22 protein-coding genes are annotated in these 23,228 nt (G+C 60.3%); 11 read left to right on the top strand and 11 right to left on the bottom strand.

The window, feature by feature from the left end; all coding sequences use genetic code 11:
• Positions 1-30 precede the first annotated feature (30 nt).
• A complete protein-coding gene (gene spoIVA, locus PHI30_RS01035) occupies positions 31-1,506 on the top strand; it encodes a stage IV sporulation protein A (protein ID WP_300022691.1) in 1,476 nt (491 codons plus the stop codon).
• Positions 1,507-1,644: 138 nt separating this feature from the next.
• Here spoIVA and PHI30_RS01030 read toward each other — a convergent pair whose 3' ends face one another.
• Positions 1,645-2,604, bottom strand: coding sequence for a membrane dipeptidase (locus PHI30_RS01030; RefSeq protein ID WP_300022688.1), 960 nt, complete (start codon positions 2,602-2,604; stop codon positions 1,645-1,647).
• Between the two features lie 13 nt (positions 2,605-2,617).
• Positions 2,618-3,859 (bottom strand): DUF819 family protein, encoded by a 1,242-nt coding sequence (locus PHI30_RS01025; protein WP_300022685.1) that lies wholly within the window; start codon positions 3,857-3,859, stop codon positions 2,618-2,620.
• A gap of 260 nt (positions 3,860-4,119) precedes the next feature.
• On the opposite strand from PHI30_RS01025, the gene ylxM reads away from it, so the two are divergent.
• The 6 genes from ylxM (at position 4,120) to trmD (ending at position 7,852) form a co-directional block, all read left to right on the top strand.
• The gene (gene ylxM, locus PHI30_RS01020) at positions 4,120-4,485 is read left to right on the top strand and encodes a YlxM family DNA-binding protein (protein WP_300022683.1); all 366 of its coding nucleotides are present in this window, start codon (positions 4,120-4,122) and stop codon (positions 4,483-4,485) included.
• Positions 4,486-4,488: 3 nt separating this feature from the next.
• Positions 4,489-5,844 carry a signal recognition particle protein gene (gene ffh, locus PHI30_RS01015; RefSeq protein WP_300022680.1) on the top strand — a complete coding sequence of 452 codons (1,356 nt, stop codon included), beginning with the start codon at positions 4,489-4,491 and terminating at the stop codon, positions 5,842-5,844.
• 69 nt (positions 5,845-5,913) lie between these two features.
• Complete coding sequence (gene rpsP, locus PHI30_RS01010; RefSeq protein ID WP_300022908.1) at positions 5,914-6,156, top strand: 30S ribosomal protein S16; 243 nt, start codon at positions 5,914-5,916, stop codon at positions 6,154-6,156.
• A 13-nt stretch (positions 6,157-6,169) separates the two neighbouring features.
• A complete protein-coding gene (locus PHI30_RS01005; protein WP_300022678.1) occupies positions 6,170-6,400 on the top strand; it encodes a KH domain-containing protein in 231 nt (76 codons plus the stop codon).
• Between the two features lie 182 nt (positions 6,401-6,582).
• Positions 6,583-7,092, top strand: coding sequence for a ribosome maturation factor RimM (rimM, locus tag PHI30_RS01000; RefSeq protein WP_300022676.1), 510 nt, complete (start codon positions 6,583-6,585; stop codon positions 7,090-7,092).
• Complete coding sequence (gene trmD, locus PHI30_RS00995; protein WP_300022673.1) at positions 7,082-7,852, top strand: tRNA (guanosine(37)-N1)-methyltransferase TrmD; 771 nt, start codon at positions 7,082-7,084, stop codon at positions 7,850-7,852. The genes rimM and trmD overlap by 11 nt, the downstream gene beginning before the upstream one ends.
• A 69-nt stretch (positions 7,853-7,921) precedes the next feature.
• On the opposite strand, the gene PHI30_RS00990 is transcribed toward trmD, so the two are convergent.
• From PHI30_RS00990 to PHI30_RS00965, 6 genes are all read right to left on the bottom strand, one after another.
• The gene (locus PHI30_RS00990) at positions 7,922-8,395 is read right to left on the bottom strand and encodes an LURP-one-related family protein (RefSeq protein ID WP_300022671.1); all 474 of its coding nucleotides are present in this window, start codon (positions 8,393-8,395) and stop codon (positions 7,922-7,924) included.
• Between the two features lie 12 nt (positions 8,396-8,407).
• On the bottom strand, positions 8,408-9,715 hold the full coding sequence (locus PHI30_RS00985) for a M18 family aminopeptidase (RefSeq protein ID WP_300022669.1): 1,308 nt from the start codon (positions 9,713-9,715) through the stop codon (positions 8,408-8,410).
• A 70-nt stretch (positions 9,716-9,785) separates the two neighbouring features.
• Positions 9,786-10,733 carry an HD domain-containing protein gene (locus PHI30_RS00980; RefSeq protein ID WP_300022666.1) on the bottom strand — a complete coding sequence of 316 codons (948 nt, stop codon included), beginning with the start codon at positions 10,731-10,733 and terminating at the stop codon, positions 9,786-9,788.
• A 126-nt stretch (positions 10,734-10,859) separates the two neighbouring features.
• Positions 10,860-11,393 (bottom strand): anaerobic ribonucleoside-triphosphate reductase activating protein, encoded by a 534-nt coding sequence (gene nrdG / locus PHI30_RS00975; RefSeq protein WP_300022663.1) that lies wholly within the window; start codon positions 11,391-11,393, stop codon positions 10,860-10,862.
• Positions 11,394-11,402: 9 nt separating this feature from the next.
• The gene (nrdD, locus tag PHI30_RS00970) at positions 11,403-13,580 is read right to left on the bottom strand and encodes an anaerobic ribonucleoside-triphosphate reductase (protein WP_300022660.1); all 2,178 of its coding nucleotides are present in this window, start codon (positions 13,578-13,580) and stop codon (positions 11,403-11,405) included.
• 302 nt (positions 13,581-13,882) lie between these two features.
• The gene (locus PHI30_RS00965) at positions 13,883-14,350 is read right to left on the bottom strand and encodes a helix-turn-helix transcriptional regulator (RefSeq protein WP_300022657.1); all 468 of its coding nucleotides are present in this window, start codon (positions 14,348-14,350) and stop codon (positions 13,883-13,885) included.
• Positions 14,351-14,444: 94 nt separating this feature from the next.
• On the opposite strand from PHI30_RS00965, the gene PHI30_RS00960 reads away from it, so the two are divergent.
• Positions 14,445-15,344 carry a TIGR01212 family radical SAM protein gene (locus tag PHI30_RS00960; RefSeq protein ID WP_300022654.1) on the top strand — a complete coding sequence of 300 codons (900 nt, stop codon included), beginning with the start codon at positions 14,445-14,447 and terminating at the stop codon, positions 15,342-15,344.
• A 141-nt stretch (positions 15,345-15,485) separates the two neighbouring features.
• Positions 15,486-15,683, top strand: a complete 198-nt coding sequence (locus tag PHI30_RS00955; protein ID WP_300022651.1) for an alpha/beta-type small acid-soluble spore protein — start codon at positions 15,486-15,488, stop codon at positions 15,681-15,683.
• A gap of 51 nt (positions 15,684-15,734) precedes the next feature.
• Here the strand turns inward: PHI30_RS00955 and PHI30_RS00950 are convergent, their stop codons facing one another.
• Complete coding sequence (locus PHI30_RS00950; protein WP_300022649.1) at positions 15,735-16,154, bottom strand: Rrf2 family transcriptional regulator; 420 nt, start codon at positions 16,152-16,154, stop codon at positions 15,735-15,737.
• A gap of 142 nt (positions 16,155-16,296) precedes the next feature.
• Here PHI30_RS00950 and PHI30_RS00945 point away from each other — a divergent pair, with 142 nt between their 5' ends.
• Together PHI30_RS00945 and clpB are read left to right on the top strand one after the other, a co-directional pair.
• Positions 16,297-17,472: a malic enzyme-like NAD(P)-binding protein gene (locus PHI30_RS00945; protein ID WP_300022646.1), complete on the top strand. Its 1,176-nt coding sequence runs from the start codon at positions 16,297-16,299 to the stop codon at positions 17,470-17,472.
• Between the two features lie 253 nt (positions 17,473-17,725).
• Positions 17,726-20,314, top strand: coding sequence for an ATP-dependent chaperone ClpB (gene clpB / locus PHI30_RS00940; protein WP_300022643.1), 2,589 nt, complete (start codon positions 17,726-17,728; stop codon positions 20,312-20,314).
• 100 nt (positions 20,315-20,414) lie between these two features.
• On the opposite strand, the gene PHI30_RS00935 is transcribed toward clpB, so the two are convergent.
• Together PHI30_RS00935 and PHI30_RS00930 are read right to left on the bottom strand one after the other, a co-directional pair.
• Positions 20,415-22,073 (bottom strand): S-layer homology domain-containing protein, encoded by a 1,659-nt coding sequence (locus PHI30_RS00935; protein ID WP_300022640.1) that lies wholly within the window; start codon positions 22,071-22,073, stop codon positions 20,415-20,417.
• A 163-nt stretch (positions 22,074-22,236) separates the two neighbouring features.
• Positions 22,237-22,983, bottom strand: a complete 747-nt coding sequence (locus PHI30_RS00930) for a hypothetical protein (protein ID WP_300022637.1) — start codon at positions 22,981-22,983, stop codon at positions 22,237-22,239.
• Between the last annotated feature and the right edge of the window lie 245 nt (positions 22,984-23,228).

The raw sequence follows: 23,228 nt of genomic DNA, 5'->3' as shown, positions 1-23,228 counted from the left end.
ACTATGGAGCAGAAAAAGGACGGGATGCTTATGAATACCACGATCTATCAGAATATCGCCACCCGTACCGCGGGAGATATCTACATTGGCGTGGTGGGGCCGGTGCGGACCGGTAAATCCACCTTCATCAAGCGGTTCATGGAAACGCAGGTCATTCCCAACATCGATAACGTCTACCGGAAGGAGCGGGCCCGGGACGAACTGCCCCAGAGCGGGTCCGGCCGGACGATCATGACGGCGGAGCCGAAGTTCGTTCCGGAGGAAGCGGCGCAGATCCAGCTGGAGGGCGGGGCCGCCTTCTCCGTGCGGCTCATCGACTGCGTGGGCTACATGGTGCGCGGCGCCATCGGCCAGTACGAAAACGACACACCCCGAATGGTCACCACCCCCTGGTTCGACCACGAGATCCCCATGACGGAGGCGGCGGAGATCGGCACCCGGAAGGTCATTGCCGAGCACTCCACCATCGGCGTGGTCATCACCACAGACGGCACCATCTCCGAAATCCCCCGGGAGGACTATCTGGAGGCGGAGGAGCGGGTCATCCGGGAATTGCAGGAGCTGGGGAAGCCCTTCATCGTCCTGCTGAACTCCTCGGAGCCGAAAAGCGACCGGGCCGGAGCCATCGCCAAGGACATCGCCTCCCGGTACGAGGTGAACTGTGTGCCGGTGAACTGCCTTGAGATGGACGAAGCCGCCGTGACCGGCATTCTCAAGGCCGTTCTCTACGAATTCCCCATGCAGGAGCTGGATTTGTTCCTGCCGCCGTGGGTGGATGCCCTGCCCACGGATCACCCCATCAAGGCGGGGCTGTACGAAGCGGTGCGTCAGGGCACGGATTCGCTGCGCCACATTCGGGAGGTGGACGGCGTCATTGCCTCTCTGGGCGCGTGCGAAAATATCAGCGAGGCGAAGATCACCTCCATCGATCTTGGCACGGGCGTGGCCGCCGCCACACTGGTGCTGCCCCGGGAGCTGTTCTACCACACACTCTCTGAGCAGTCCGGCTTCGCAGTTGCCGACGACGGGGATCTGATGAGTCTGCTGACCCGCCTCGCAACGGTCAAGAGCGAGTACGACAAGGTATCCGGCGCGCTGAAAGATGTGCGGGAGACGGGCTACGGCATCGTGGTGCCGGGCATCGACGAGCTGAAGCTGGAGGAGCCGGAGATCATGAAGCAGGGCGGGCGCTATGGCGTCCGGCTGCGGGCCAGCGCCCCCAGCATCCACATGATCCGGGCGGACATCGAAACCGCCGTCTCCCCCATCGTGGGCAACGAAAAGCAGTCTGAGGACATGGTGAACTATCTCTTGCAGGAGTTTGAGGGCGACACCAGCAAAATCTGGCAGTCCAACATCTTCGGCCGCAGCTTCCACGAGCTGGTGAACGAGGATTTGCAAACCAAACTCAAGCGGATGCCGGAGGACGCGCGGAAAAAATTGCAGGAGACCCTGACCCGCATCATCAACGAAGGAAGCGGCGGGCTGATCTGCATCATTCTGTAAGCAAAGCGCTGGCAATCCCCTTTTGAAAGAACACACTCCCGGCGCGGTGAAAACGACCGCGCCGGGAGTGTGTTTTGATTCCCAAAAGGTATAAAGCAAAGCCCGGGACCGCTGCGCAAGCGGTCCCGGGCTTTATTTTTACGCGAGGACCCGCAGGAAATTTTCCCGGGCGATCAGGGACCGCTCCCGAGCCGTCATGCCAAATTGCTCCAGCCAGTAAAAGAGGTTTTTGATCTGGGAGCAATCCTCCAGCCCCTCCGCGCCCTCGTTGCCGGGGCCGAAGAACTCGCAAAAGTCAAAGCCGCAGGCCACGTGCTCCACCCCCATGACCTCCGCCATGTGGACGGCGTGGAGGGCCAGCGTCCGGGCCGTACGCAGCGCGGGGTCTTTGTGGACGAAGCCGTGGTACACGTTCAGCCCCACCACGCCCCCGGTATCCCGGATGGCGCGGAGCTGGTCGTCCGTCAGGTTGCGGGGAACGTCGCACAGTGCGCGGCAGTTGGAATGGGACGCGATGACCGGTCCCCGGGCAAGGCGGCAAACGTCCCCAAAGCCGCCGTCATTCAAATGGGAGACGTCCACCAGTATCCCCCGGTCCCACATTCTGAAAACCGCCTCCCTGCCAAGGGCAGTCAGCCCCTTTTGGGCATCGCCCTTTGCGCCGGTGGCCAGAAGGTTTTCCTCGTTCCACGTCAGCATCCCAAGGCGCACCCCAAGACTTACATAGCGGTCGATGGCGTCAAGGTCCGCGCCGATGGCGGCCATGCCCTCCACGCCCAAAAAAGCGTACAGCTTCCCTGCCGCCTTCGCCTGTTCCGCTTCCGCTGCGGTGCGCACCACCTGCAACCACGGGCACTCCCGAAACTCCGCCGCCGCGGCGGCGAGCAGCAGTTCTCGCCTTGCGCGCTCCGTCTCCGCGCCGGGCACATCCTTCCAGAAGGTCTCCTTGGTGGAGGACGTCCAGATGGCCAGCACCAGCCCCTCCACGCCCCCCGCTTCTAACCGCTGGCGGTGGCGGCGCTCCAGCACGTGGTCCTCCCCCGCAAGACGGCGGCGGGTCACATCATATAAAAGGTCGGAATGTCCGTCAAACACCATGAAAATTGCTCCTTTACGCCCCCAATGCGCCGCCTACCAGAATCCCGAGGTACGTGCCGATGACATAGCCGAAGGTGCCGATGAGCATCACCGGACCCACCAGAGCGCTCCAGCCCTGAGAGATGGCCATGCCTGCGGCGGTGGTGGGGCCGCCGATATTGGCGTTGGAGGCCAGAATGATATCCTCCAGATCGAAGTGCAGCAGCTTGCCGCCCACAAAGCAAAACAGCATGTTCACCACCACCATGATCCCGGTGAACACCAGCAGCAGCGGCGTCTCCGTCAGGATTTTGGCCACGGAGGCGGGCACGCCGATGACGAAGAGGAAGAGATAAATAAGGTACGTGCCGATCTCCTGGGACCCGGCAAGCTTTTCGACCTGCTTTTCTCCCCACGTGGCGCAGGCCATGGCTACCGTGGTGATCCATACATATTCACTGCCGAGGAAGGTATGCAGCATATGCATCCCCACGCCGGTATCGGGAATCCAGCCGCCCACCAGATGGGCGATGAGCTTTGCCGCAAACACCACTGCTGCGGCGTAGGCAAAATTCATGGCGATATCCTTGAGGGAGATGTCCTTGCGGCTCCAGTAGGCCGCCGCCTGCGTCCGCGCGCCGGAGAGATCCCCGCTTTTCGCCACGGCGTCGATGTGGGGATGGGTGTAGTGCTTGCGGAAAAATTTCATCCCCGCCGCAAACAGCAGCGCGAAAAAGTACAGCGCCATCAAAAGATTATCCGCCACCGTGGCGGAGCCTGCGATCTCCCCGGCGTGAAATTGGTCCGCCAGCGCGGCAAAGTTGACGCCGCCGCCAATGTAGGACCCGGTCATCATGGCCGCCACCGCCGCAAGTCCCGGGATGTAGGCTCTCAGCAGCCCGTAGGCAAGAAACGCCCCCGCCACCGTGCCTGCCGCGCCGATGAGGAAAATGACCATCATCCGCCCCGTCTCCCGCCAGATCTTCTTCATATTGCACTGCAACAGCAGCAGCGGAATCCCCATGGGCACCGCATACCCCCACACCACGTCGTCATACAGCGGACAGCTGGTGGGGATCAGGCTGAGGTTGGACGCCAAGAGCGCGATGAGCAGCGCGATGATGGCCCCGGAAATTTTAGAAGCCCACGCGTACTTCTGCTCCAGAAAAATGGCAAAGGCCACAGACCCCATCAAAAGCGTCAGCAGCGCCCAGGTGTCGTCGGCGGCGATCAGGCTCTCCCGGCCCAGCGTCTCCATAAAATAAGCTGCAAACATCTGATTTCCTCCCAAACTCCTTTTTTAAAGGCGGTAAATTGGGACCAGTATACCGTTTTTTTCCTGCCGCCGCAAGTCTGCCCTTGAAATCCGGCACGATTCCCCCTGTTTTTCGCACGTTTTCCAAGTTTTCAAAGTTCCCGGAACTTTTTTATTTTCCCGGCAGGTTTCTTTGCTTTTTTCCCTTGACTTTTCAAAAGAATTCCTGTAAACTAGTTCATGTTGTAAAGGCTTATAGCTTTACAGAAAGGGGCGATCTCTTGAAAAATCAGACTTACCGTATGACCATGCTTTTCGATTTTTATGGGGAACTCCTGACCGAACGGCAAAAGGAATTCTTCGACCTCTACTACAATGAGGACCTCTCCCTTGCGGAAATCGCGGAAAACGCGGGCATCTCCCGCCAGGGTGTGCGGGACGTCATCGTGCGGGCGGAAACCGCCATGCAGGAGGTGGAGGACAAAACGGGGATTATCAAGCGCTTTGAGGCCCAGCGTCCCCATATGGACGCCATTGAAGCTGCCGCCGCCGAGGTAAAGACCATCAATTTTCGCAGGTATGAGGACCCCCGGGTCACGGAGCTGACGGATCTGATTGCCAAAGAAATCTCCATTTTAAAGGAATGAACCATGGCATTTGAAGGACTGAGCGAAAAACTGAATGAAACGTTCAAGCGTCTGCGGGGCAAAGGCCGCCTGACGGAAAACGACGTCCGGGAGGCCATGCGGGAGGTCCGTCTTGCCCTGCTGGAGGCGGACGTTGGGTATAAGGTCGTCAAGGACTTTGTATCCACCGTCACGGAGCGCTCCGTCGGCGCCGACGTGCTGGACAGCCTGACCCCCGCGCAGCAGGTCGTCAAGATCGTCAACGAAGAGCTGACGAATCTGATGGGCGGTGCCAACGCGAAGCTCTCCATGGCCAACAACGGTCCCACCGTTGTGATGATGGTGGGGTTGCAGGGCGCCGGCAAAACCACCACCACCGCCAAACTGGCGGGGCTGATGCGCCGCCAGTATTCCAAGCGTCCCCTGCTGGCAGCCTGTGACGTTTACCGTCCCGCCGCCATCGAGCAATTGAAGGTCGTGGGCGGTCAGCTGGAGCTGCCGGTCTTTGAACAGGGACAGGGCAACCCCGTGGAAATCGCGGAAAACGCCATCCGTCACGCAAGAGATCACGGCAGCGACATGGTGTTTCTGGACACCGCCGGACGGCTCCACGTGGACGAAGGGCTGATGGACGAGCTCAAGCGCATGAAGGCCGCGGTCCGTCCCAACGAAATTTTGCTGGTGGTGGACGCCATGACCGGTCAGGACGCGGTGAATGCCGCCTCCGCCTTCGACGAGGCGCTGGGCATCGACGGCGTGATCCTCACCAAGCTGGACGGCGACGCCCGGGGCGGCGCGGCCCTTTCCATCCGGGCCTCCACGGGAAAGCCCATCAAATTTGTGGGTACCGGCGAAAAGCTGGATATGATCGAACCCTTCCACCCCGACCGGATGGCCTCCCGCATTCTGGGCATGGGCGACATGCTCTCCTTCATCGAAAAGGCGCAGGCCACTTACGATGAAAAGCAGGCGGCCAAGCTGGAGGAGAAGCTGAAGAAAAATTGCTTCACCTTGCAGGATTATTACGAGCAGCTCCAGCAGATTCGCGGCATGGGCGATTTGAGCCAGCTGGCGGGCATGATGCCCGGCGGCATCGGCAAGCAGCTTCAGGGCGCGACGCTGGACGAGAAGGTCATGGCCCACACCGAGGCCATCATCCTCTCCATGACGCCCCAGGAGCGGGAAACCCCGCAGATTCTGGGCGCCAGCCGCAAGCGGCGCATCGCCGCAGGCTGCGGGCTGGAGGTCATGGATGTAAACCGCCTTTTAAAGCAGTTCGACATGATGCAGCAGCTCACACGCCAGTTTTCCAAGGGCCGGATGTCCGGCATGGGCCGGGGCATGACCCACGGCTTGGGCCGTAAAAAGCGGTCCAAATAAATTCCTTTTGTATATAAGTGCTTCGCATTTATAGATATCATATTTTTTATAAAAACATTCGGAGGTATTATCATGGTTAAGATCAGACTGCGCCGTATGGGCGCTAAGAAGGCTCCCTTCTATCGCGTTGTTGTGGCAGACTCCCGCTTCCCCCGTGACGGCCGCTTCATCGAGGAGATCGGCACGTACAATCCCTGCGTCGCTCCCGCCGACATCAAGATCGATACGGAGCGCGCTCAGGCCTGGATCAAGTCCGGTGCTCAGCCCACCGACACTGTCCGGGCTCTGCTGAAAAAAGTCGAAGTCCTCTGATTCGGAGGCCAGCATGAAAGACTTGCTGCTCTACATCGCCAGAAACCTTGTGGATGATCCTGACGCTGTTACCGTAACTGAGATCCAGGGTGAGCAGGAGCTGACGTTGGAGCTGCGTGTCGCCCCGGACGACATGGGCAAGGTCATTGGCCGTCAGGGCCGTATCGCAAAGGAGATCCGGACGGTGGTCCGGTCCTACGCTCAGCGCACCGGCAATAAGGTTTCCGTCGATATTGTAGACTGAACACGTCCGGAGGACAAGCTCCTCCCGGCGTAAAAACGTGGGAGGGGCCTTTCCGGCTCCTCCCCTTTTATTTGCCGCCCCTTGCCCTTTTCCGAAAAACGGGCTATACTGTCTCTATCCTGTCCGCCGCGCAAAGGGCGCTGCCCGCAGCGGACTCTTATCAATACAAAGGAGCGTTTTCCATGAAACTGGAAACCATTCTCGTTGGCCGTATCGTCAACGCCCACGGCATTCACGGCGAGGTCCGGGTCCAGCCCCGGGACGCCGATCCGGCCTTTTTGACCCAGTTCAAAACCTTTTTGTTAAACGGCGCCACCCCCATCACGCCCACCGCCTGCCACATCCACAAAAGCCTTGTTTTAATGAAGTTCCCCGGCGTGGACGACATGGACGCGGCGCTGTCCCTTCGGGACAAGGACCTTTATATTCGGCGCGCCGACGCCTGTTTGCCGGAGGGCGAGTGCTTTGACGACGAGCTGCTGGGCATGGAGGTTTTCAATGAGGAGACCGGCGAGGCGCTGGGCGAGCTGGTTTTGGTGGAAAACTATCCCGCCCACAAGGTCTATACCGTCAAGGGTGCGCGGGAATACCTGATCCCCGCCGTGAAGGACGCTTTTATCAAATCCGTGGATCTGGACGCAAACCGCATGGAGGTCCACGTGTGGGAGGGCATGGCCACCGATGAACATTGATATCTGCACCCTCTTCCCCAACTCTGTGGACGCCATGGTAAACGTCAGCATTCTGGGCCGCGCGCAGGAGCGGGGCTATATCGCCATCCGCACCCACCAGATTCGTCAGTATACCACCAACCGGCAAATGCAGGTGGACGACTACCCTTACGGCGGCGGGCGGGGCGCGGTGATGCAGGCGGACCCCCTCTACCGCTGCTGGGCTCACGTGGTGGAGACCTACGGCCCCGGGCGCACCATTTTCATGTCGCCCTGCGGCCGGACCTTCAATCAGGAGATTGCCAAGGAGCTTAAGGAGCGCTACGACCACCTGATCCTCATCTGCGGGCACTACGAGGGCGTGGACCAGCGGTTTTTGGACGAATGCGTGGACGAGGAGCTTTCTATGGGCGACTTCGTCCTCACCGGCGGCGAGATTCCCGCCATGGCGGTGGCGGACGCGGTGTGCCGCATGGTGCCCGGCGTCCTGCCGGACGCGGAGTGCTTTGAAGAGGAGTCCCACTGGAACGGTCTTTTGGAGTATCCCCAATATTCCCGCCCCGCCGTGTGGCACGAGCGAAGCGTGCCGGAGATTCTGCTCTCCGGGGACCACGGCAAGGTAGCGGCGTGGCGGAAAAAGGAGAGCTACAAGCGCACCATGCGCCGTCGGCCGGACCTCTTCGCCCGTTTCGACGAGAGCCAACTCACCACCAAGGCGGAGCGGAAGATCCTCCAGCAGGCAAAAGAGGAGCTGGCGACGGAAAATCCGAAAGACCCCTGACCCGCCTGCAAAGGTCTGGAACGTTCCCTATCAAAAAAACCCGGTACGGCTACGCCGTACCGGGTTTTTTCAGTTGCTTCGGGAGCACTTCTCCGCGTCGATGGCCAGCACCAGCATCAAAACGCCCAGCGCATCCGCCGGGTTTTGAACGTCGATGGCGTAGGTGTCCGTCCAGTTCAATAGCTGCTTGGAAACGGTGGCCACCAGTGCCCCGCAGGACTCCCTTACGGCGTAGTCCCACTCCATAAAGTCGCCGTCGATCCGCCAGCCGTTGCAGTCGATGTCGAACCGGGGCGTGAAAAAGGTGAATTCCTTCCGGATGCAGCCCACATATTCCTCGCCCATGTACATCTCGAATTTCGGAAGAAACGTCAGCACCCGCTCTTTCACGGTGCCCACGTGATTCCCACTCCCGTCGAGGACGTGGAGACAATGGCCCCACGCGAGCTTTCCCTCCACGGTGTAGACGGTGTTGCCCATCTCGTCATAGATGTCGTAGCTGTCCAGCCACGAAAAAAAGCGTTGTTTAAATAAAAGCCGCATATGCGTCCCTCCTTACCGCAGTTCGATGCCGTCGCCCGGCAGGCGGCGGAGACTGGTTTCAAAATAGCGCGTCATGGCCTTCGCCAAGGTCTCCGTGTCCCGGACGGACGCCAGCTCGCAGCAGCTGTGCATGGCCAGCTGCGCAAGGCCGATATCCACCGTGGGCACCGACAGGTGCGCGGTGGAGAGATTGCCCAACGTGGACCCGCCGGGAAGGTCCGCCCGGTTGCTGTACCGCTGCACCGCCGCGCCCGCGCCGCGGCAAATCTCCTGAAACACGGCGGCGGAGACGGCGTCGGTGGTGTAGCGCTGGTTGGCATTGTATTTTACAACAATGCCGCCGCCCAGCACCGGGAACTCCTGCCCATCCGCGTATTCCGGGTGGGCGGGATGGATGGCGTGGGCATTGTCCGCCGAGATGAAAAAGCTCTCCGCCACCGCCGAAAGGTGTTCCTCCTCCGTGCGGCCCAGCCCATGGCTGATGCGACTGAGCACGTCGGCAAGAAAGGTGGAGTCCGCCCCCTGCCGGGTGCCGCTGCCCACCTCTTCGTTGTTGAACACGCAAAATACCGGCACGCTCTCCCCTGTGTGGGCCGCGAGAAACCCCTGAAAGCAGCCGAACACGCATTGCAGATCGTCAAGTCTGGGTGAGAGAATGAACTCCTCGTCAAGGCCTGTCAAGGTCGCCGGGGTCCGGGGATACAAGAATAGCTCCGTGGAGAGCAGGTCCTCTTCCGAAACGCCTGCCTGGGCGGCAATCAGGCGGCGAAACGCCCCCTTTTCCCCGCAGCCCAGCAGGGGCAGCAGGTCCGTGGCGGGGCTGAGCAGCGTGCCCTCATTCACCTTCCGGTCCATATGGATGGCGACACTGGGGATCACCAGCAAATCCCGGTCCACGTTGATCAGCCGGGTGCGCACTCCCCCGCCCTCCCGCACGGCGACCCGGCCCGCCACTGAGAGGGGCCGGTCCAGCCACGAGCGATAGATGGCTCCGCCGTAAGGCTCCACGCTCATTCGCAGCGTGCCCCCGGCGGAGGGGACCTCCGCCTCCTCCCGCACCTTGAAGGTGGGGCAATCGCTGTGGCCCGCCGCGATCAAAAAGCCCCGGGCGCTTGTCTCGGGAATCCGGAAGGCCGCCAGCGTGGAATCTCCCCGGACGAGAAAATAGCGCCCGCCCGGCCGGATTTCCCACGGCTGGAACTCCAGCAGCTCCTGATAGCCCGCCGCCAGCAGCTCCCGGCGCAGATTCTCCACCGCATGATAGCAGCTGGGGCTTTCGTTTAAAAAGGCCAGCAGCCGCGCTTGCATCTCCTGTTCCATAAGCACGCTCCCCATGGCGGCTTTGCCGCCCCGTTCTCTGTGGCGCTGCCCAGACGCGGCGCCCGTTTTCTCAGGTGTGGTGATAGATTTTCTTTTCCAGTGCAAAAATGCGGGGGCTGAACGCCCCTGCCGGGACCTCCGCGAGGGACTCGCGGTAGATCTCCATGCGGCTGTCGATGGTGTCAATGCAGGAGAGCAGCTCGCTTTCCGCGCAGGCCGGACGCACCGCCGCGCCGAAATCCGGCTCGCCGTGGTGGGAGAGGATCATGTGCTGGAGCAGCACGGACTTTTCCTCCGGCATCCCCGTCTCCTCCGCCGCCCGGGCCACCTCCTGTGCGCCCATGACCAGATGGCCCAAGAGCTGTCCCTTGAGGGAATACTCCGTCACCAGCCCCAGCTCTGAGCGGGTAAACTCCTGCTCCTTGGCGAAATCGTGGAGCAGCGTCCCCGCAAGCAAGAGGCTGCGATCCACCGTGTCCCCATACTGCCCGGCCAGAAAATCCGCCAGACGCAGCATGTTCCGCGTGTGCATCAGCAGCCCGCCCACAAAGCTGTGGTGGACGCTTTTGGCGGCGGGAATGGTTTGCAGCGCCCGGGCATGCCGCTCTAGCAGCAAGCGGCACACCGCCTGATAGTCCCCGTCCGTCATGGAGTCCACCAAGGCCTCCACCTCCCGGTAGGAAGCCTCCGCGTCGATGGGCGCTGTGGGCACCAGCGCCGAGCGGTCCACCGCGTCGCTCTCCTCCGCCGTCCTAAGGCGCTCCATCACCATCTGGAGGCTGCCCCGGTACTCCGACACGGTGCCCCGCACCTTCACGATCTTCCCCTCCTCATTGGAGGAGATGGGGCCGGAATAGTCCCACGCCTTCGCCTCGATCTCGCCGTCCTTATCGCACAGCGTGGCGTTTAAAAACGTTTTTCCATTGGCGCCGGTCCGCAAGACCGCGCTTCTCAAAATGTAAAAGCCCTCTACCGCGTCTCCCGCGGCCATCTCCGTAATTTTCTTCTGATACTCCATTTCCTCGTTCCTTCCCCGTATGCTTTTGATTCGTTTTTTAGTATAACACGCCCGCGCCAGAAACGCCATTCCAAAATCAAACACGGACACCGCATAAAGAGCGGTGTCCGTGTTCCGTTCAAATCCTCAAGTCCGCTTCCGGTCCGGCAAAAAGCAGAGCCTTCCCGCCTTCCGGCTGGCATTGAGGTCAATGAGCCGCTGGTTGGCGCTGCCCCGAAAGCGGAGCGAGGGGTCCTTTTGCTCCTCCACGAACCGCCCGTCCACCAGCACGTCCAAAAGGGAGAGCAGCGCCTCCGTCACCTCACAGTTTGGGCGTTCGCCGGGGGTGGTCAGCTCCTCGTAGGTAAAGCCGGAAAAGCCCCAGATGGTCTTTTCCGGATACGCCGCGCGCACCCGTCGCAAAAACGGCAGCAGCGCGCGCTGGTTTTCCGGCTCAAACGGCTCGCCGCCCAGCAGCGTCAAACCGTTGATATAGCTTGGCGAAAGCAGGGAGAGCACGTACTCCTCCGTCTCCTTCGTAAAGGGCTGGCCATAGTCAAAGGCCCACGTCTGGGGCTGAAAGCAGTCCTTGCAGTGATTGGTGCAGCCGGAGACGAACAGCGTCACCCGGACGCCCTCGCCGTTGGCAATGTCGCAGTTTTTGATCTCGCCGTAGTACATGTTCGCTCCTTACAGGTGCATGACCCGGTCCCGGATTTCCTGCGTGCGGCCCTGATTCCAGAACTGCGTGCCGATATAGCCGCAGGTCCGCCGGGCCACATTCATCTTGTCCTGATCCGTATTGCCGCATTTGGGGCATTTCCAGACCAGCTTTCCGCTCTCCTCCGTGATCTGGATCTCCCCGTCCCAGCCGCATACCTGACAATAGTCGCTCTTGGTGTTCAGCTCGGCGTAGATGATGTGGTCATAGATGAACTTCATGACCGAGAGCACCGCCTCCAGATTGTTCTGCATGTCCGGCACCTCCACATAGCTGATGGCACCGCCGGGAGAGAGATGCTGGAACTGGGCCTCGAATTCCAGCTTTTCAAAGGCGTTGATGGGCTCCGTCACGTGGACGTGGTAGCTGTTGGTGATATATCCCTTGTCGGTGATGCCCTCGATCACGCCGAAGCGGCGCTGCAGGCACTTTGCAAACTTGTAGGTGGTGGATTCCAGCGGCGTGCCGTAGAGAGAGAAGTCGATGTTGTACTGTGCCTTCCATGTGCGGCAGGCGGCGTTCATATGCTCCATGATCTCCAGCGCGAAGGGCGTGGCGGTGGAGTCCGTGTGGCTTTTTCCCGTCATGTACTTCACGCACTCGTAAAGCCCCGCATAGCCCAGCGAAATGGTGGAATAGCCGCCGAAGAGGAGCTTGTCGATGGTCTCCCCTTTTTTCAGCCGGGCGCACGCGCCGTACTGCCACAAAATGGGGGCCACGTCGGAAAGCGTGCCCTTGAGGCGGTTGTGGCGGCACAGCAGCGCCTTGTGGCAAAGCTCCAGCCGCTCGTCAAAGATCTGCCAGAACTTTTCCGTATTGCCGCCGGAGGTAAGCGCCACGTCCGGCAGATTGATGGTCACGACGCCCTGATTGAAGCGCCCGTAATATTGGGGCCGGTTGGTCTCCGGGTCCACGTAGGGCGTGAGGAAGCTGCGGCAGCCCATGCAGGGATAGCAGTGGCCCTCCCCGTTTTTATCCACCTTCAGCTCCAGCATCTTCTTTTCGGAGATGTAGTCCGGCACCATCCGCCGGGCGGTGCATTTGGCGGCCAGCTTCGTGAGATACCAGTAGGGGGCATCCTCGTGGATGTTGTTCTCCTCCAGCACGTAGATGAGCTTGGGGAACGCGGGCGTGATCCACACGCCGTCCTCGTTTTTCACGCCCTGATAGCGCTGGTCCAGCGTCTCTTCAATGATGAGGGCCAAATCCCTGCGCTCCTGCTCGTCCTTCGCCTCGCCCAGATACATGAACACGGTGACAAAGGGCGCCTGCCCGTTGGTGGTGAGCAGTGTCAAAACCTGATACTGGATGGTTTGCACGCCCCGGCGCACCTCGTCCCGCAAGCGGGATTCCACCAGCTCGGAGAGCTTGTCCTCCCCCGCTTCCACGCCGATGACCGCCATCTCCTGCTCTACGATCTTGCGGATCTTTTTCCGGCTGATATCCACGAAGGGGGCCAGATGGGCAAGGGAGATGGACTGTCCGCCGTACTGGTTGGACGCCACCTGCGCGATGATCTGCGTGGCGATGTTGCAGGCGGTGGAAAAGCTGTGGGGCCGCTCGATCAGCGTTCCGGTGATGACCGTGCCGTTTTGCAGCATGTCCTCCAGATTCACCAGATCGCAGTTGTGCATGTGCTGGGCGTAGTAATCGGAATCGTGGAAGTGGAGGATTCCCTCCCGATGGGCCTCCACCACATCCGGCGGCAGCAGCAGCCGCTCGCTCAGGTCCCGGGAGACCTCGCCTGCCATATAGTCCCGCTGGGTGGAGTTGACCACCGGATTTTTGTTGGAGTTTTCCTGCTTGGCCTCCTCGTTGCAGCACTCGATGAGACTGAGAATTTTTTCATCCGTGGTGTTGCTGCGGCGGACCAGAGAGCGGGTATAGCGGTAGGTCACATAGTTTTTGGCCACCTCGTAAGCGCCGTGGGCCATGATCTGGTATTCCACCAAGTCCTGAATCTCCTCCACCGACGCGGAGCGGTTCATCTTCAGGCAGCTCAGGTCCACGGATTCCGCGATGCGGCGGATCTGCGTAAGGGTCATGCGCGCCTCCGCCCCAACGCTCTCATTGGCCTTGATGATGGCCGCGATGATCTTTTCAATGTCGAACAGGACTTCCGTCCCGTTCCGTTTGATTACTTTCATGTAAACTCCCCCTGTATGATTCTCTCGGCCAAGCCGCGCATAGATATTGATTGTTTTTTATTATAGTGTACAAGATATAGTATTGGAAGTAGTATTTGCCACTTCTCAAAAAAACATCACGCGCTTCGTGCGCGCAAAGAATCATTCTGACAAATATGCCGCAAAATGTCCATAGGGATTTTACACAGAAACTCCCCGACAATTTCTCCGCACTTTCTCCAGAAAAGGATTGACTGGCGTTTTTATTCAAAAAGCGGTAGAATAAAAAGAGGAGACCCGAAGGTCTCCTGTTGCGCATGGATTCAGCGGCGCTCCAATTCCCGGCGGACGGCCTTAGAAAGCAGCTCCTCACCCTCGGGAGAGCGCAGCACCCCCAAAACGGTGGCGCGGACCATGGCCCCAAAGGCGCTGCTTTTCAAAAACGCGCCCAGCAGCGGGCCGTCCTCTTTCCCCGCGCCGGAGGACTGCGCCACCGTTCTGGGGCCTGTGGGCTGGCGCTTGGTCGCCGGGGCGGCGGGCACATCGTCCGAAAAGGACGAGTTGAGCCAGTTTTCCATCTGGGTCCGGTCGTCGCTCTCTCCCCGCAGGTAGAAAAGCGAAACGCCGAAATAGGACGCCAGCTTTTGCTGCTGGTCCTGCGAGGGCGTCTGCCGTCCGGTTTCAAATTTTTCCGCCGCGCTTTTGGGAAAGCCGAGAGCGGCGGAGAGCGCGGGGCGGCTCACCCCCTTTTCCGTGCGGAGCGCTTCGATCCGCTGTGCCATGGTAATCATAGGAAAAACCTCCTGTTATAAAACTTGACGATGGGAGCATTATAACGCAGAATCCCGTTTTGCAAAAGGGGTTTCAAGAAAAAAAGGAGACGGCATGTACTGGAACAGCCTGAGTACGTTTTTAAAAAAGGAATACGGCGGCAAGGTCTATAAGCTATCGCTCTCCTCAGGCTGCTCCTGCCCCAACCGGGACGGAACGCTGGATACCCGGGGATGCGTCTTTTGCGACGGCTCCGGCGCTTTTGCCGCGCAGGGCGATCTCCCCGCCCAGCTGACCGCCGCCATGGCGCGGGTGGCCGCAAAGGCCGGGCCGTCTCCCCGCTATATCGCCTACTTTCAGTCCTTCACCAATACCTATGCGCCCGTGGACCTTCTGCGGACAATGTATACCGCCGCCATGGCCCCGCCGGAGATCGTGGCGCTGTCCATTGCCACCCGTCCGGACTGCCTTCCGCCGGAGGTCCTTGCCCTGCTGGCGGAATTGAACCGCGTCAAGCCCGTTTGGGTGGAGCTGGGCTTGCAGACCATCCACCCGAAAACCGCGGCGTATCTCCGCCGGGGCTACGAACTGCCGGTCTATGAAACCGCGGTGCGCGATCTCAAGGCGGCGGGCATCACCGTGGTGGTCCATCAGATTCTGGGACTGCCCGGGGAGAGCCGGGAGATGATGGCGGAGACCGCCCGGTTCATCGGGCGCTCCGGCGCGGACGGCATCAAGTTTCACCTGCTCCATGTTCTGCGGGGCACCGATCTGGCGCTGGATTGGAGCGCGGGACGATTTGAGACCATGACACAGGAGGCCTACATCGCGGCGCTGGAGGCGTGCCTTCAAAATATCCCGCGGGAGATGGTGGTCCACCGGCTCACCGGTGACGGAGCCAAGCGGGACCTGCTCTCCCCCGCATGGAGCGGCGACAAAAAGCGCGTCCTGAACGCCATCCACGCCTCTCTTAAGCAACATGACGTGGAACAGGGCAGCGCGCTTGGACTCTGAGCGCCAACGCAATCAACTTGCAAAAATTTCCGCCAAAAAAACGGCATATTCTCCTTCTTTCGAGTCAAACTATGCAGGCGATACCCAGTAAGCGCAAATACAACAAACACAAATTATGATGAATGAGAAGGAGAAACTATTATGGCTAACACTTCTAACAACAAGATCAACGTTCCCGAGGCTCGTGCCGCTATGGATAAGTTCAAGATGGAGGCTGCTTCCGAGGTTGGCGTCAACCTGAAGGAAGGCTACAACGGCGACCTGACCTCCCGCGAGGCCGGCTCTGTCGGCGGCCAGATGGTCAAGAAGATGATCGAGTCCTACGAGAAGTCCCTGTAACTTCCCACTGGATCAAAACGGGGGGCCGGCTGATGCCGGCCCCCCGTTTTTCTATTGCTTGCGCGCCTGCTCCGCCAACAGGTCCGCCAGCGTATAGCGGTCGATATACGCGTTGACGGTGGCGTACAGTCCCGTCCAAAAGTCCAGCGTGGGGCACTCTCCGCAGTGCTGGCACAGGTTTTCCGGCCCTTCCAGACAGGCCACCGGCGCAAGATTCCCCTCCGTCAGGCGCAGGATGCTGCCCACGGTATAGGCCGCTGGGTCCTTTGCAAGCCGGTATCCGCCCTGCGCGCCCCGCCCGCTGTGCAGCAATCCCGCTTTGGACAAAAGCCCGGTGATCTGCTCCAGATACTTCATGGAAATTTCCTGCCGCAGCGCCACATCCTTCAGCGATACATACCCATCCCCGTCGTGGGACGCAAGGTCCATCATCAGCCGCAGCGCATAGCGGCCTCTCGTGGAAACTTTCACATCCACACCCCCTGTTCTTCCCTCTATTCTGCCATAGGAACGCCGGAAATTCAAGTCTTTCCTTCCCAAGCGGGAATTGACAGCCGCAGCAATTTTTCGTATAATAAAAACACTTTCTAAAATATGGGAGGAGCGTGGAACCATGGATTATGCAAAGGAATCTCTGCATCTGCACTACGAGTGGAAGGGCAAGCTGGAAATGACGCCCCGTGCCAGCGTGGGCGACAAGCAATCCCTGTCTCTGGCCTATACCCCCGGCGTGGCCCAGCCCTGTCTGGAAATTCAAAAGGACGTCAGCAAAAGCTATGAGCTGACCCGCCGGTGGAACACCGTGGCGGTGGTGACGGACGGCTCCGCCGTGCTGGGACTGGGCGATATCGGTCCCGAGGCCGGTATGCCGGTGATGGAGGGCAAGTGCGTGCTCTTCAAGGCCTTTGGCGGCGTGGACGCCATCCCCCTTTGCGTGAGGAGCCACGACGTGGACGACATCGTCAATACCGTGGCGCTGCTGGCGGGTTCCTTTGGCGGCGTCAATCTGGAGGATATCTCCGCCCCCCGCTGCTTTGAAATTGAGAAAAAGCTGAAAGAGCGCTGCGATATTCCCATCTTCCACGACGATCAGCACGGCACCGCCGTCATCACGCTAGCGGGCCTTACCAACGCTTTGAAGGTGGTGGGCAAGCAGCCACAAAACGTCCGGGTGGTCATCAACGGCGCGGGCGCCGCCGCCATCTCCATCACAAAGCTGCTGCTCTCCGCCGGCTTCCCCAGCATTACCCTGTGCGACCGCCACGGCGCGATCTACGCCGGTCGGACCGAGGGCATGAACTGGATCAAGGAAGAGATGGCAAACGTCACCAACTTGGAGAAAAAGCCCGGCTCGCTGGCGGACACACTTGTTGGCGCGGACGTCTTTATCGGCGTTTCCGCCCCCGGCGTCGTCACCACGGAGATGGTAAAGACCATGAATCAGGACGCCATCCTCTTCGCCTGCGCCAACCCCACCCCGGAAATCTTCCCGGACGACGCCAAGGCCGGCGGCGCTGCCGTGTGCGCCACGGGCCGCAGCGACTATCCCAACCAGATCAATAACGTGCTGGCCTTCCCCGGCATCTTCCGCGGCGCGTTGGACGCTCGGGCCAGCGACATCAACGACGCGATGAAAATTGCCGCCGCCCACGCTCTGGCGGGCCTGATCTCCGACGAGGAGCTTTCCGCCGACTATATCATCCCCGCCGCCTTCGACCCCCGGGTAAAGGACGCGGTGGCCGCCGCCGTGAAGCAGGCCGCCTACGACTCCGGCGTTGCCCGCATCTGAAAAATGCTTCGCCCCGGCGGCAAACTCTGCGAGACCTTTTTCATAAGCTCCGCCTCCGCCCCACTGGGGCGGAGGTTTTTTTGTGCACCTTTCCATCACCTTTTCAAATTGTTTGACGGATTCACGGGAAAGATATGACGAATTCATGAACTTTCTTTGCCGCCTTCGTAAATTTTAGCACTTTCTTATTGACAGTGCTAAAAGTGGTGCTATAATCAAGAAAAATTGATACTGACACGAGAGGAGACGCAATATGAATATGGACAAGTATACGCAAAAAACGCTGGAGGCGCTGCGCAGCGCGCAAACTCTGGCGCAGAGTCGTCAAAACCAATATCTGACGCCGGAGCACCTGCTGCGCGCCCTGCTGGGCCAGGACGGCGGGCTGATTGGCTCCCTGTTTGCCCGGATGGGCGCGGACTGCGGTGGGCTGCGCACCGAGGTCGACACGCTGATCGACCAGCTGCCTACGGTGTCCGGCGGCAGCGGCGAAGTGTATGCGTCGCCGGAGACCGGCAAGGCTTTGGCGGTGGCGGAAAAGACGGCGGAAAAACTCCACGACGAGTATATCTCCGTGGAGCATCTGATGCTGGGCATTTTCGCGGAAGGCTCTCCCCGCCTGCGCCAGCTGCTGCAAGACCACGGCATTACCCGCGCCCGCTTCACGGAGGAGCTGGCAAAAGTGAAGGCCAACCCCGTCACCTCTGACAATCCGGAGGACACCTACGACGCCCTGAAAAAGTACGGCACCGATTTGGTGGCCCGTGCCCGGGCGAAGGATCTGGACCCGGTGATCGGCCGGGATGGGGAAATTCGCAACGTCGTGCGCATCCTGTCCCGGAAAACGAAAAACAACCCCGTGCTCATCGGCGAGCCGGGCGTTGGCAAAACCGCCATCGCGGAAGGCCTTGCCCAGCGGATCGTCCGGGGGGACGTGCCGGAGGGGCTGAAGGACCGCACGATCTTCTCGCTGGACATGGGCGCTCTCGTGGCAGGAGCCAAATACCGGGGGGAATTTGAAGAGCGGCTCAAGGCCGTTTTGGAGCAGGTGCGCAAATCCGAGGGGAAGATCATCCTCTTCATCGACGAGCTGCACACCATTGTGGGCGCCGGAAAGACCGAAGGCAGCATGGACGCCGGAAACCTGCTCAAACCCATGCTGGCCCGGGGAGAGCTGCACTGCATCGGCGCAACCACGCTCAATGAATACCGCCAGTATATTGAAAAGGACGCCGCGCTGGAGCGGCGGTTCCAGCCGGTGCTGGTGAATGAACCCACCGTGGAGGACACCGTCTCCATCCTGCGGGGCTTAAAGGATCGGTATGAGATCTTCCACGGCGTACGTATCCACGACAACGCCCTGGTCTCCGCCGCCACCCTTTCAAACCGCTATATCACCGACCGTTTCCTGCCGGATAAGGCCATTGATCTGGTGGACGAGGCCTGCGCCATGATCCGCACGGAGATCGACTCCATGCCCGCCGCGCTGGACGATCTGCGCCGCAGGATCATGCAGCAGGAAATTGAGGAAATGGCCCTGAAAAAGGAGGACGACCAGCTCTCCCGGGACCGGCTGGAGGAGCTGAAACGGGAGCTGGCAAACGGGAAAGAGCAGTTCAACGCCATGAAATCCCGCTGGGAGGCGGAAAAGCACGGCGTGGATCAGGTGAAGGACCTGAAATCGAAACTGGAACAGCTGCAAGGGGAAATTGAGCAGGCCCAGTCCCGTCTGGAATACGAAAAGGCCGCCAAGCTGAAATACTCCGACCTTCCCGCGCTGGAAAAGCAGCTCCGTGAGGCGGAAGCCGCCGAGGGACACACCGGGGACAACACCATGGTCCACGACACCGTGACGGAGGCGGAGATCGCCGACATCGTGGCCAAGTGGACCGGCATTCCGGTGAGCCGCCTGATGGAGGGCGAACGGGAAAAGCTGCTGCATCTGGACGAGGTGATCCACAAGCGAGTCATCGGGCAAAATGAGGCCGTGGAGCTGGTGACGCAGGCCATCCAGCGCTCCCGGGCCGGCATCGCGGACCCCAACCGGCCCATCGGCAGCTTCCTCTTCCTCGGACCCACCGGCGTTGGCAAAACGGAGCTTGCCAAGTCCCTTGCCGAGTGCCTTTTTGACGATGAGCGCAATCTGGTGCGCATCGACATGACGGAGTATATGGAGAAATTCTCCGTCAGCCGTCTCATCGGCGCGCCTCCCGGATACGTGGGATACGACGAGGGCGGCCAGCTGACGGAGGCCGTCCGCCGCAAGCCGTACAGCGTGGTGCTGTTTGACGAGGTGGAAAAGGCCCATCCGGACGTATTCAACATTCTGCTGCAAATTCTGGACGACGGCCGCATCACGGACTCTCAGGGGCGGACGGTGGACTTTAAAAACACCATCATCATCCTCACCTCCAACCTCGGCTCTCAGGAGCTGCTGGGCGGCATCCGCAGCGACGGCAGCATTTCCGACGACGCGCGGACGGCGGTCATGCAGGAGCTGCGGCAGGTTTTCCGCCCGGAATTCCTGAACCGGCTGGACGAGATCATCCTCTTCAGGCCCCTGACGAAAGAAAACCTCAAGGGAATTGTGGACATTCTGATGCAGGGCCTCAAGAACCGCCTTGGCGACAAGCTTTTAAAGCTGGAGGTCACCGACGCGGCAAGAGACCTTCTGATCGACCGGGGCTTCGACCCGATTTACGGCGCCCGCCCCCTCAAGCGCTATCTCCAAAGCAGCGCCGAGACCCTCCTCGCCCGGGAGATTCTCCGGGGCGAGCTGCCTGCGGGGGCCACGTTGGTTCTGGACGCCGAGGGCGGCGAGCTGGTCTGCCAAAAGCGCTGAGCGCTGTCCCTCCCCAGCGGCGCGGTGTGCGGAAGCATCCGCCGGACGGAGATACTCGATCGCAAAAAACGGACGCCTGCAAAACAGGCGTCCGTTTTCTTTATGAGATAAATTGAAGGTTTGCGTCCACCCGGCCGCCGATTCCATCGATGGAACAGCTGCTGGAAAACTGCCAGTAATCCATCTGGTAGGCGAAGGTGGGAAACAGCTTTTCGGAAGTTGCGCTTTTATACTCCGGATACCAGCTGAGATACGGCGCGATAGCGCCCTGATCGTATTTGATGTAGCTTACATAGCTGCCCGCGTAGATCATGGGGGTGTACCCCGCCTCCGCGATGCGCTGACAAAACGCGATGGCGCAGGCCGTTGCCATTTCCGGCGTGGTGCCGTAGACCCGGTAGGTGGCGTCGTGCATCTCCCAGTCGTAGGCCACCGGCCCGTCAATTTTGCAATCCTTCAGCAGCTCGATCACGTAGTCGGCCTCCTCAATGGCCTCCTCCACGGTGATGGCCTGGGCGAAGAAGTACACGCCCGTCTCAATGCCCGCGTCCATCGCGCCTTGAATATTTTGCTTATAGAACGCGTCCGAGAGGAGCGAACCGTTGGAGTAGCCCCGCAGACCCGCCCGCACCATGGCGAATTCCACGCCGTCATTGGCCACCGCATTCCAGTCGATGGTCTCATTGCTGCTGGCGCGGTTTTGATAGGCGGACACGTCAATGCCGAACCGGACGCGAAAGTCCTCCCCGGCGTAAGAGAGCCGGTCGCCGTCCCAGTAAAAGTCGCCGCTGGAAAGACGGATGCGCTCCCGCTCCGCATAGAGCGGGACCTGCGTGCTGCCGTAGGCCACCGTCTCCCCCGTTTTCGTACCCGGGGTATAGACCTCGCTTGGCTGGATGGCAGGCAGGCTGGGCATCTCCGGGTCCACCGGCAGGACGGGCGCCTCCGGCGTTTGGCCGGTGCTGATGACCGAGGGCTGCACGTCGCTGAAGTTTTTGATGCTGCCGGCGATGGTGACGTCCGTCAGCGTCACCGCCCCGGTAACGCCCGGAGCCAGAATCAGGTCGCCGGGAATCTTCATGTTGGAAAGGGACGCGCCGCCCTCGGCGTTGATCATGACGGTGCCGTCCGCGTTCCCGGAATAGGACCGGGTCTCCTGCACCAGAAGCTGGATCATATTGCTCAGGATATTCACGATCTCCGCCCGGGTGATGGCGTCTGTCGGCCGAAAATCCCCGTTCCAGGAATCCGTGATATACCCGCGATCGGACATCTCCGCCACGGCGCCCCGGGCATAGTCCGCCACCAGATCTCCGTCCCCGTATGGCAGCGCGGCGGCATCATCGCCGGTAATTCGGAAGGCCCGGGCGATCATCGTGACCGCCTGCTGGCGGGTGATGGAATCCCCCGAGAGTGCCTTCCCGCCGTTGCCCTGATACACGCCCGCGGCATGGAGTTTTAAAATGGAGGACTCCCAGTAGGTCCCCGCCGTATCGGAAAAGGTCTCCGGCGCAGAGGCCGTCCGGAATTTCAAAAAGCGGTCCATGATCCCGGCGAACGCGCCCCGGGTGATGGACTGATCCGGCCGGAACGTACCGTCCTCATAGCCTTGGATCAGCTTGTACTCCTCGCTCCACTTGGCGATAGCGCCCTCGGCCCAGTGCCCCTCCGTATCGGAAAACGCGGCGGCGGGCAGCGCAGTCAGCAAAGCCGCCAGCACGCCGGAAATCAGCCGCTTTGGCAAATGATTTTTTTTCATGCAAGTTCCTTTCCGTCGAATTCTGTCGTCACACAGCTCAAAAAAATGTCGCAGACCACGAATGGCTGCGACATGTTGTTTCTTCATCAACAGCATCTTTTCTCATTATACGAAGGGAAGCGGCGGTGGTCAAGAGTCTCACGGCATTTATTATGTAAATTTGTTAAAACGCCGTAAACAGTTCGTCGAGGTAGGAAAACCAGAGGGGGCCGTCTGCCCTCGTTTGCGCGTTGTAGATCATATCGTAGACCAAAAGCGGCTTCGCATCCAGCAGCAGCTCCTCGCTCAAGGCCAGAAACTTCTCCACCGTTTCCGGGTCCGCGTCGCCTTCCAGCGCTTCTCCCACGGCGGAAAAGCACACCCGCTCCCGCAGGGCATCCACCGGCTCTCCCTCGTCGCCCAAGGAAAAGAGGGCGATTTCAAAATCCGAGCGGCCCATGCCGGTGTAGGGCTGATAGGTCAGCAGATACGCCGCGCCATCCTGCTTTTTCAGATACGTCTCCCCCCAGCCGGCGTGACTGGCGGCGCTGGAAAAGCGGTAGATTGGGCGGACGGTTCCGTCCTCCTCGACGCGCAGCACCGTTCCATCCCCGCCCATGAAGCAATCCGGCTCCACGACGCCGTTATGGAGCAGAATGGGCTTTCCGCGGCGGTCGTTGCCCATCTCCACCACCACCAGTTCCTCCAATCCATCATGGGTGAGGTCCGCATAAATTGCAGAGCAGGCAGCTTCGCTGTACTGCCCGGAAAAGTATTCCCGCAGCGTCCGGCGCACCTCTTCCGCTCTTTGCGCGCTCGCCGCAGGGCCGGGATTTGGCTTGTCCGCCCCGGCGAGCGCGCCGGAAAGGCAAACGGTTGCCGCCGTTACCACCAGCAAACAGGCAGCGCCAAGGAGCTGTTTTTTCTTCATAGAGGCCTCCCCTTCGGAATTTTCAGCGTCTTTCCGCCGTTTTGCGGTTCTTCTCCGGACGCTCCGCAGGGGAACTCTCTTCCCCTCCTGCTAAAAGTCGTTATAATAAAGACGATTGTCGCGCTCCTTTTGTTGCACCTCTTTTAAAAAAACGGCAGAATCCACAAATTTCCCCCTTGCCTTCCGCAAGAAACCTTGCGGAAGGCATTTTGCCGGACGCAAAAGACCGCCCGCTTCCACAGGGG

It is taken from the genome of Oscillibacter sp. (assembly GCF_028693505.1).
Taxonomy (GTDB): Bacteria; Bacillota; Clostridia; order Oscillospirales; family Oscillospiraceae; genus Oscillibacter.
Note: the sequence above shows the minus strand (reverse complement) of the source record. Positions and strands in the feature narration are given on the sequence as shown.

Bases quoted from the DNA above. Each gene is read 5' to 3' on its own strand.
- spoIVA (WP_300022691.1), top strand. From the start codon at position 31: ATGAATACCACGATCTATCAGAATATCGCCACCCGTACCGCGGGAGAT.
- PHI30_RS01030 (WP_300022688.1), bottom strand. From the start codon at position 2,604: ATGGTGTTTGACGGACATTCCGACCTTTTATATGATGTGACCCGCCGC.
- PHI30_RS01025 (WP_300022685.1), bottom strand. From the start codon at position 3,859: ATGTTTGCAGCTTATTTTATGGAGACGCTGGGCCGGGAGAGCCTGATC.
- ffh (WP_300022680.1), top strand. From the start codon at position 4,489: ATGGCATTTGAAGGACTGAGCGAAAAACTGAATGAAACGTTCAAGCGT.
- PHI30_RS01005 (WP_300022678.1), top strand. From the start codon at position 6,170: ATGAAAGACTTGCTGCTCTACATCGCCAGAAACCTTGTGGATGATCCT.
- rimM (WP_300022676.1), top strand. From the start codon at position 6,583: ATGAAACTGGAAACCATTCTCGTTGGCCGTATCGTCAACGCCCACGGC.
- trmD (WP_300022673.1), top strand. From the start codon at position 7,082: ATGAACATTGATATCTGCACCCTCTTCCCCAACTCTGTGGACGCCATG.
- PHI30_RS00990 (WP_300022671.1), bottom strand. From the start codon at position 8,395: ATGCGGCTTTTATTTAAACAACGCTTTTTTTCGTGGCTGGACAGCTAC.
- PHI30_RS00985 (WP_300022669.1), bottom strand. From the start codon at position 9,715: ATGGAACAGGAGATGCAAGCGCGGCTGCTGGCCTTTTTAAACGAAAGC.
- PHI30_RS00980 (WP_300022666.1), bottom strand. From the start codon at position 10,733: ATGGAGTATCAGAAGAAAATTACGGAGATGGCCGCGGGAGACGCGGTA.
- nrdG (WP_300022663.1), bottom strand. From the start codon at position 11,393: ATGTACTACGGCGAGATCAAAAACTGCGACATTGCCAACGGCGAGGGC.
- nrdD (WP_300022660.1), bottom strand. From the start codon at position 13,580: ATGAAAGTAATCAAACGGAACGGGACGGAAGTCCTGTTCGACATTGAA.
- PHI30_RS00965 (WP_300022657.1), bottom strand. From the start codon at position 14,350: ATGATTACCATGGCACAGCGGATCGAAGCGCTCCGCACGGAAAAGGGG.
- PHI30_RS00960 (WP_300022654.1), top strand. From the start codon at position 14,445: ATGTACTGGAACAGCCTGAGTACGTTTTTAAAAAAGGAATACGGCGGC.
- PHI30_RS00955 (WP_300022651.1), top strand. From the start codon at position 15,486: ATGGCTAACACTTCTAACAACAAGATCAACGTTCCCGAGGCTCGTGCC.
- PHI30_RS00945 (WP_300022646.1), top strand. From the start codon at position 16,297: ATGGATTATGCAAAGGAATCTCTGCATCTGCACTACGAGTGGAAGGGC.
- clpB (WP_300022643.1), top strand. From the start codon at position 17,726: ATGAATATGGACAAGTATACGCAAAAAACGCTGGAGGCGCTGCGCAGC.
- PHI30_RS00935 (WP_300022640.1), bottom strand. From the start codon at position 22,073: ATGAAAAAAAATCATTTGCCAAAGCGGCTGATTTCCGGCGTGCTGGCG.
- PHI30_RS00930 (WP_300022637.1), bottom strand. From the start codon at position 22,983: ATGAAGAAAAAACAGCTCCTTGGCGCTGCCTGTTTGCTGGTGGTAACG.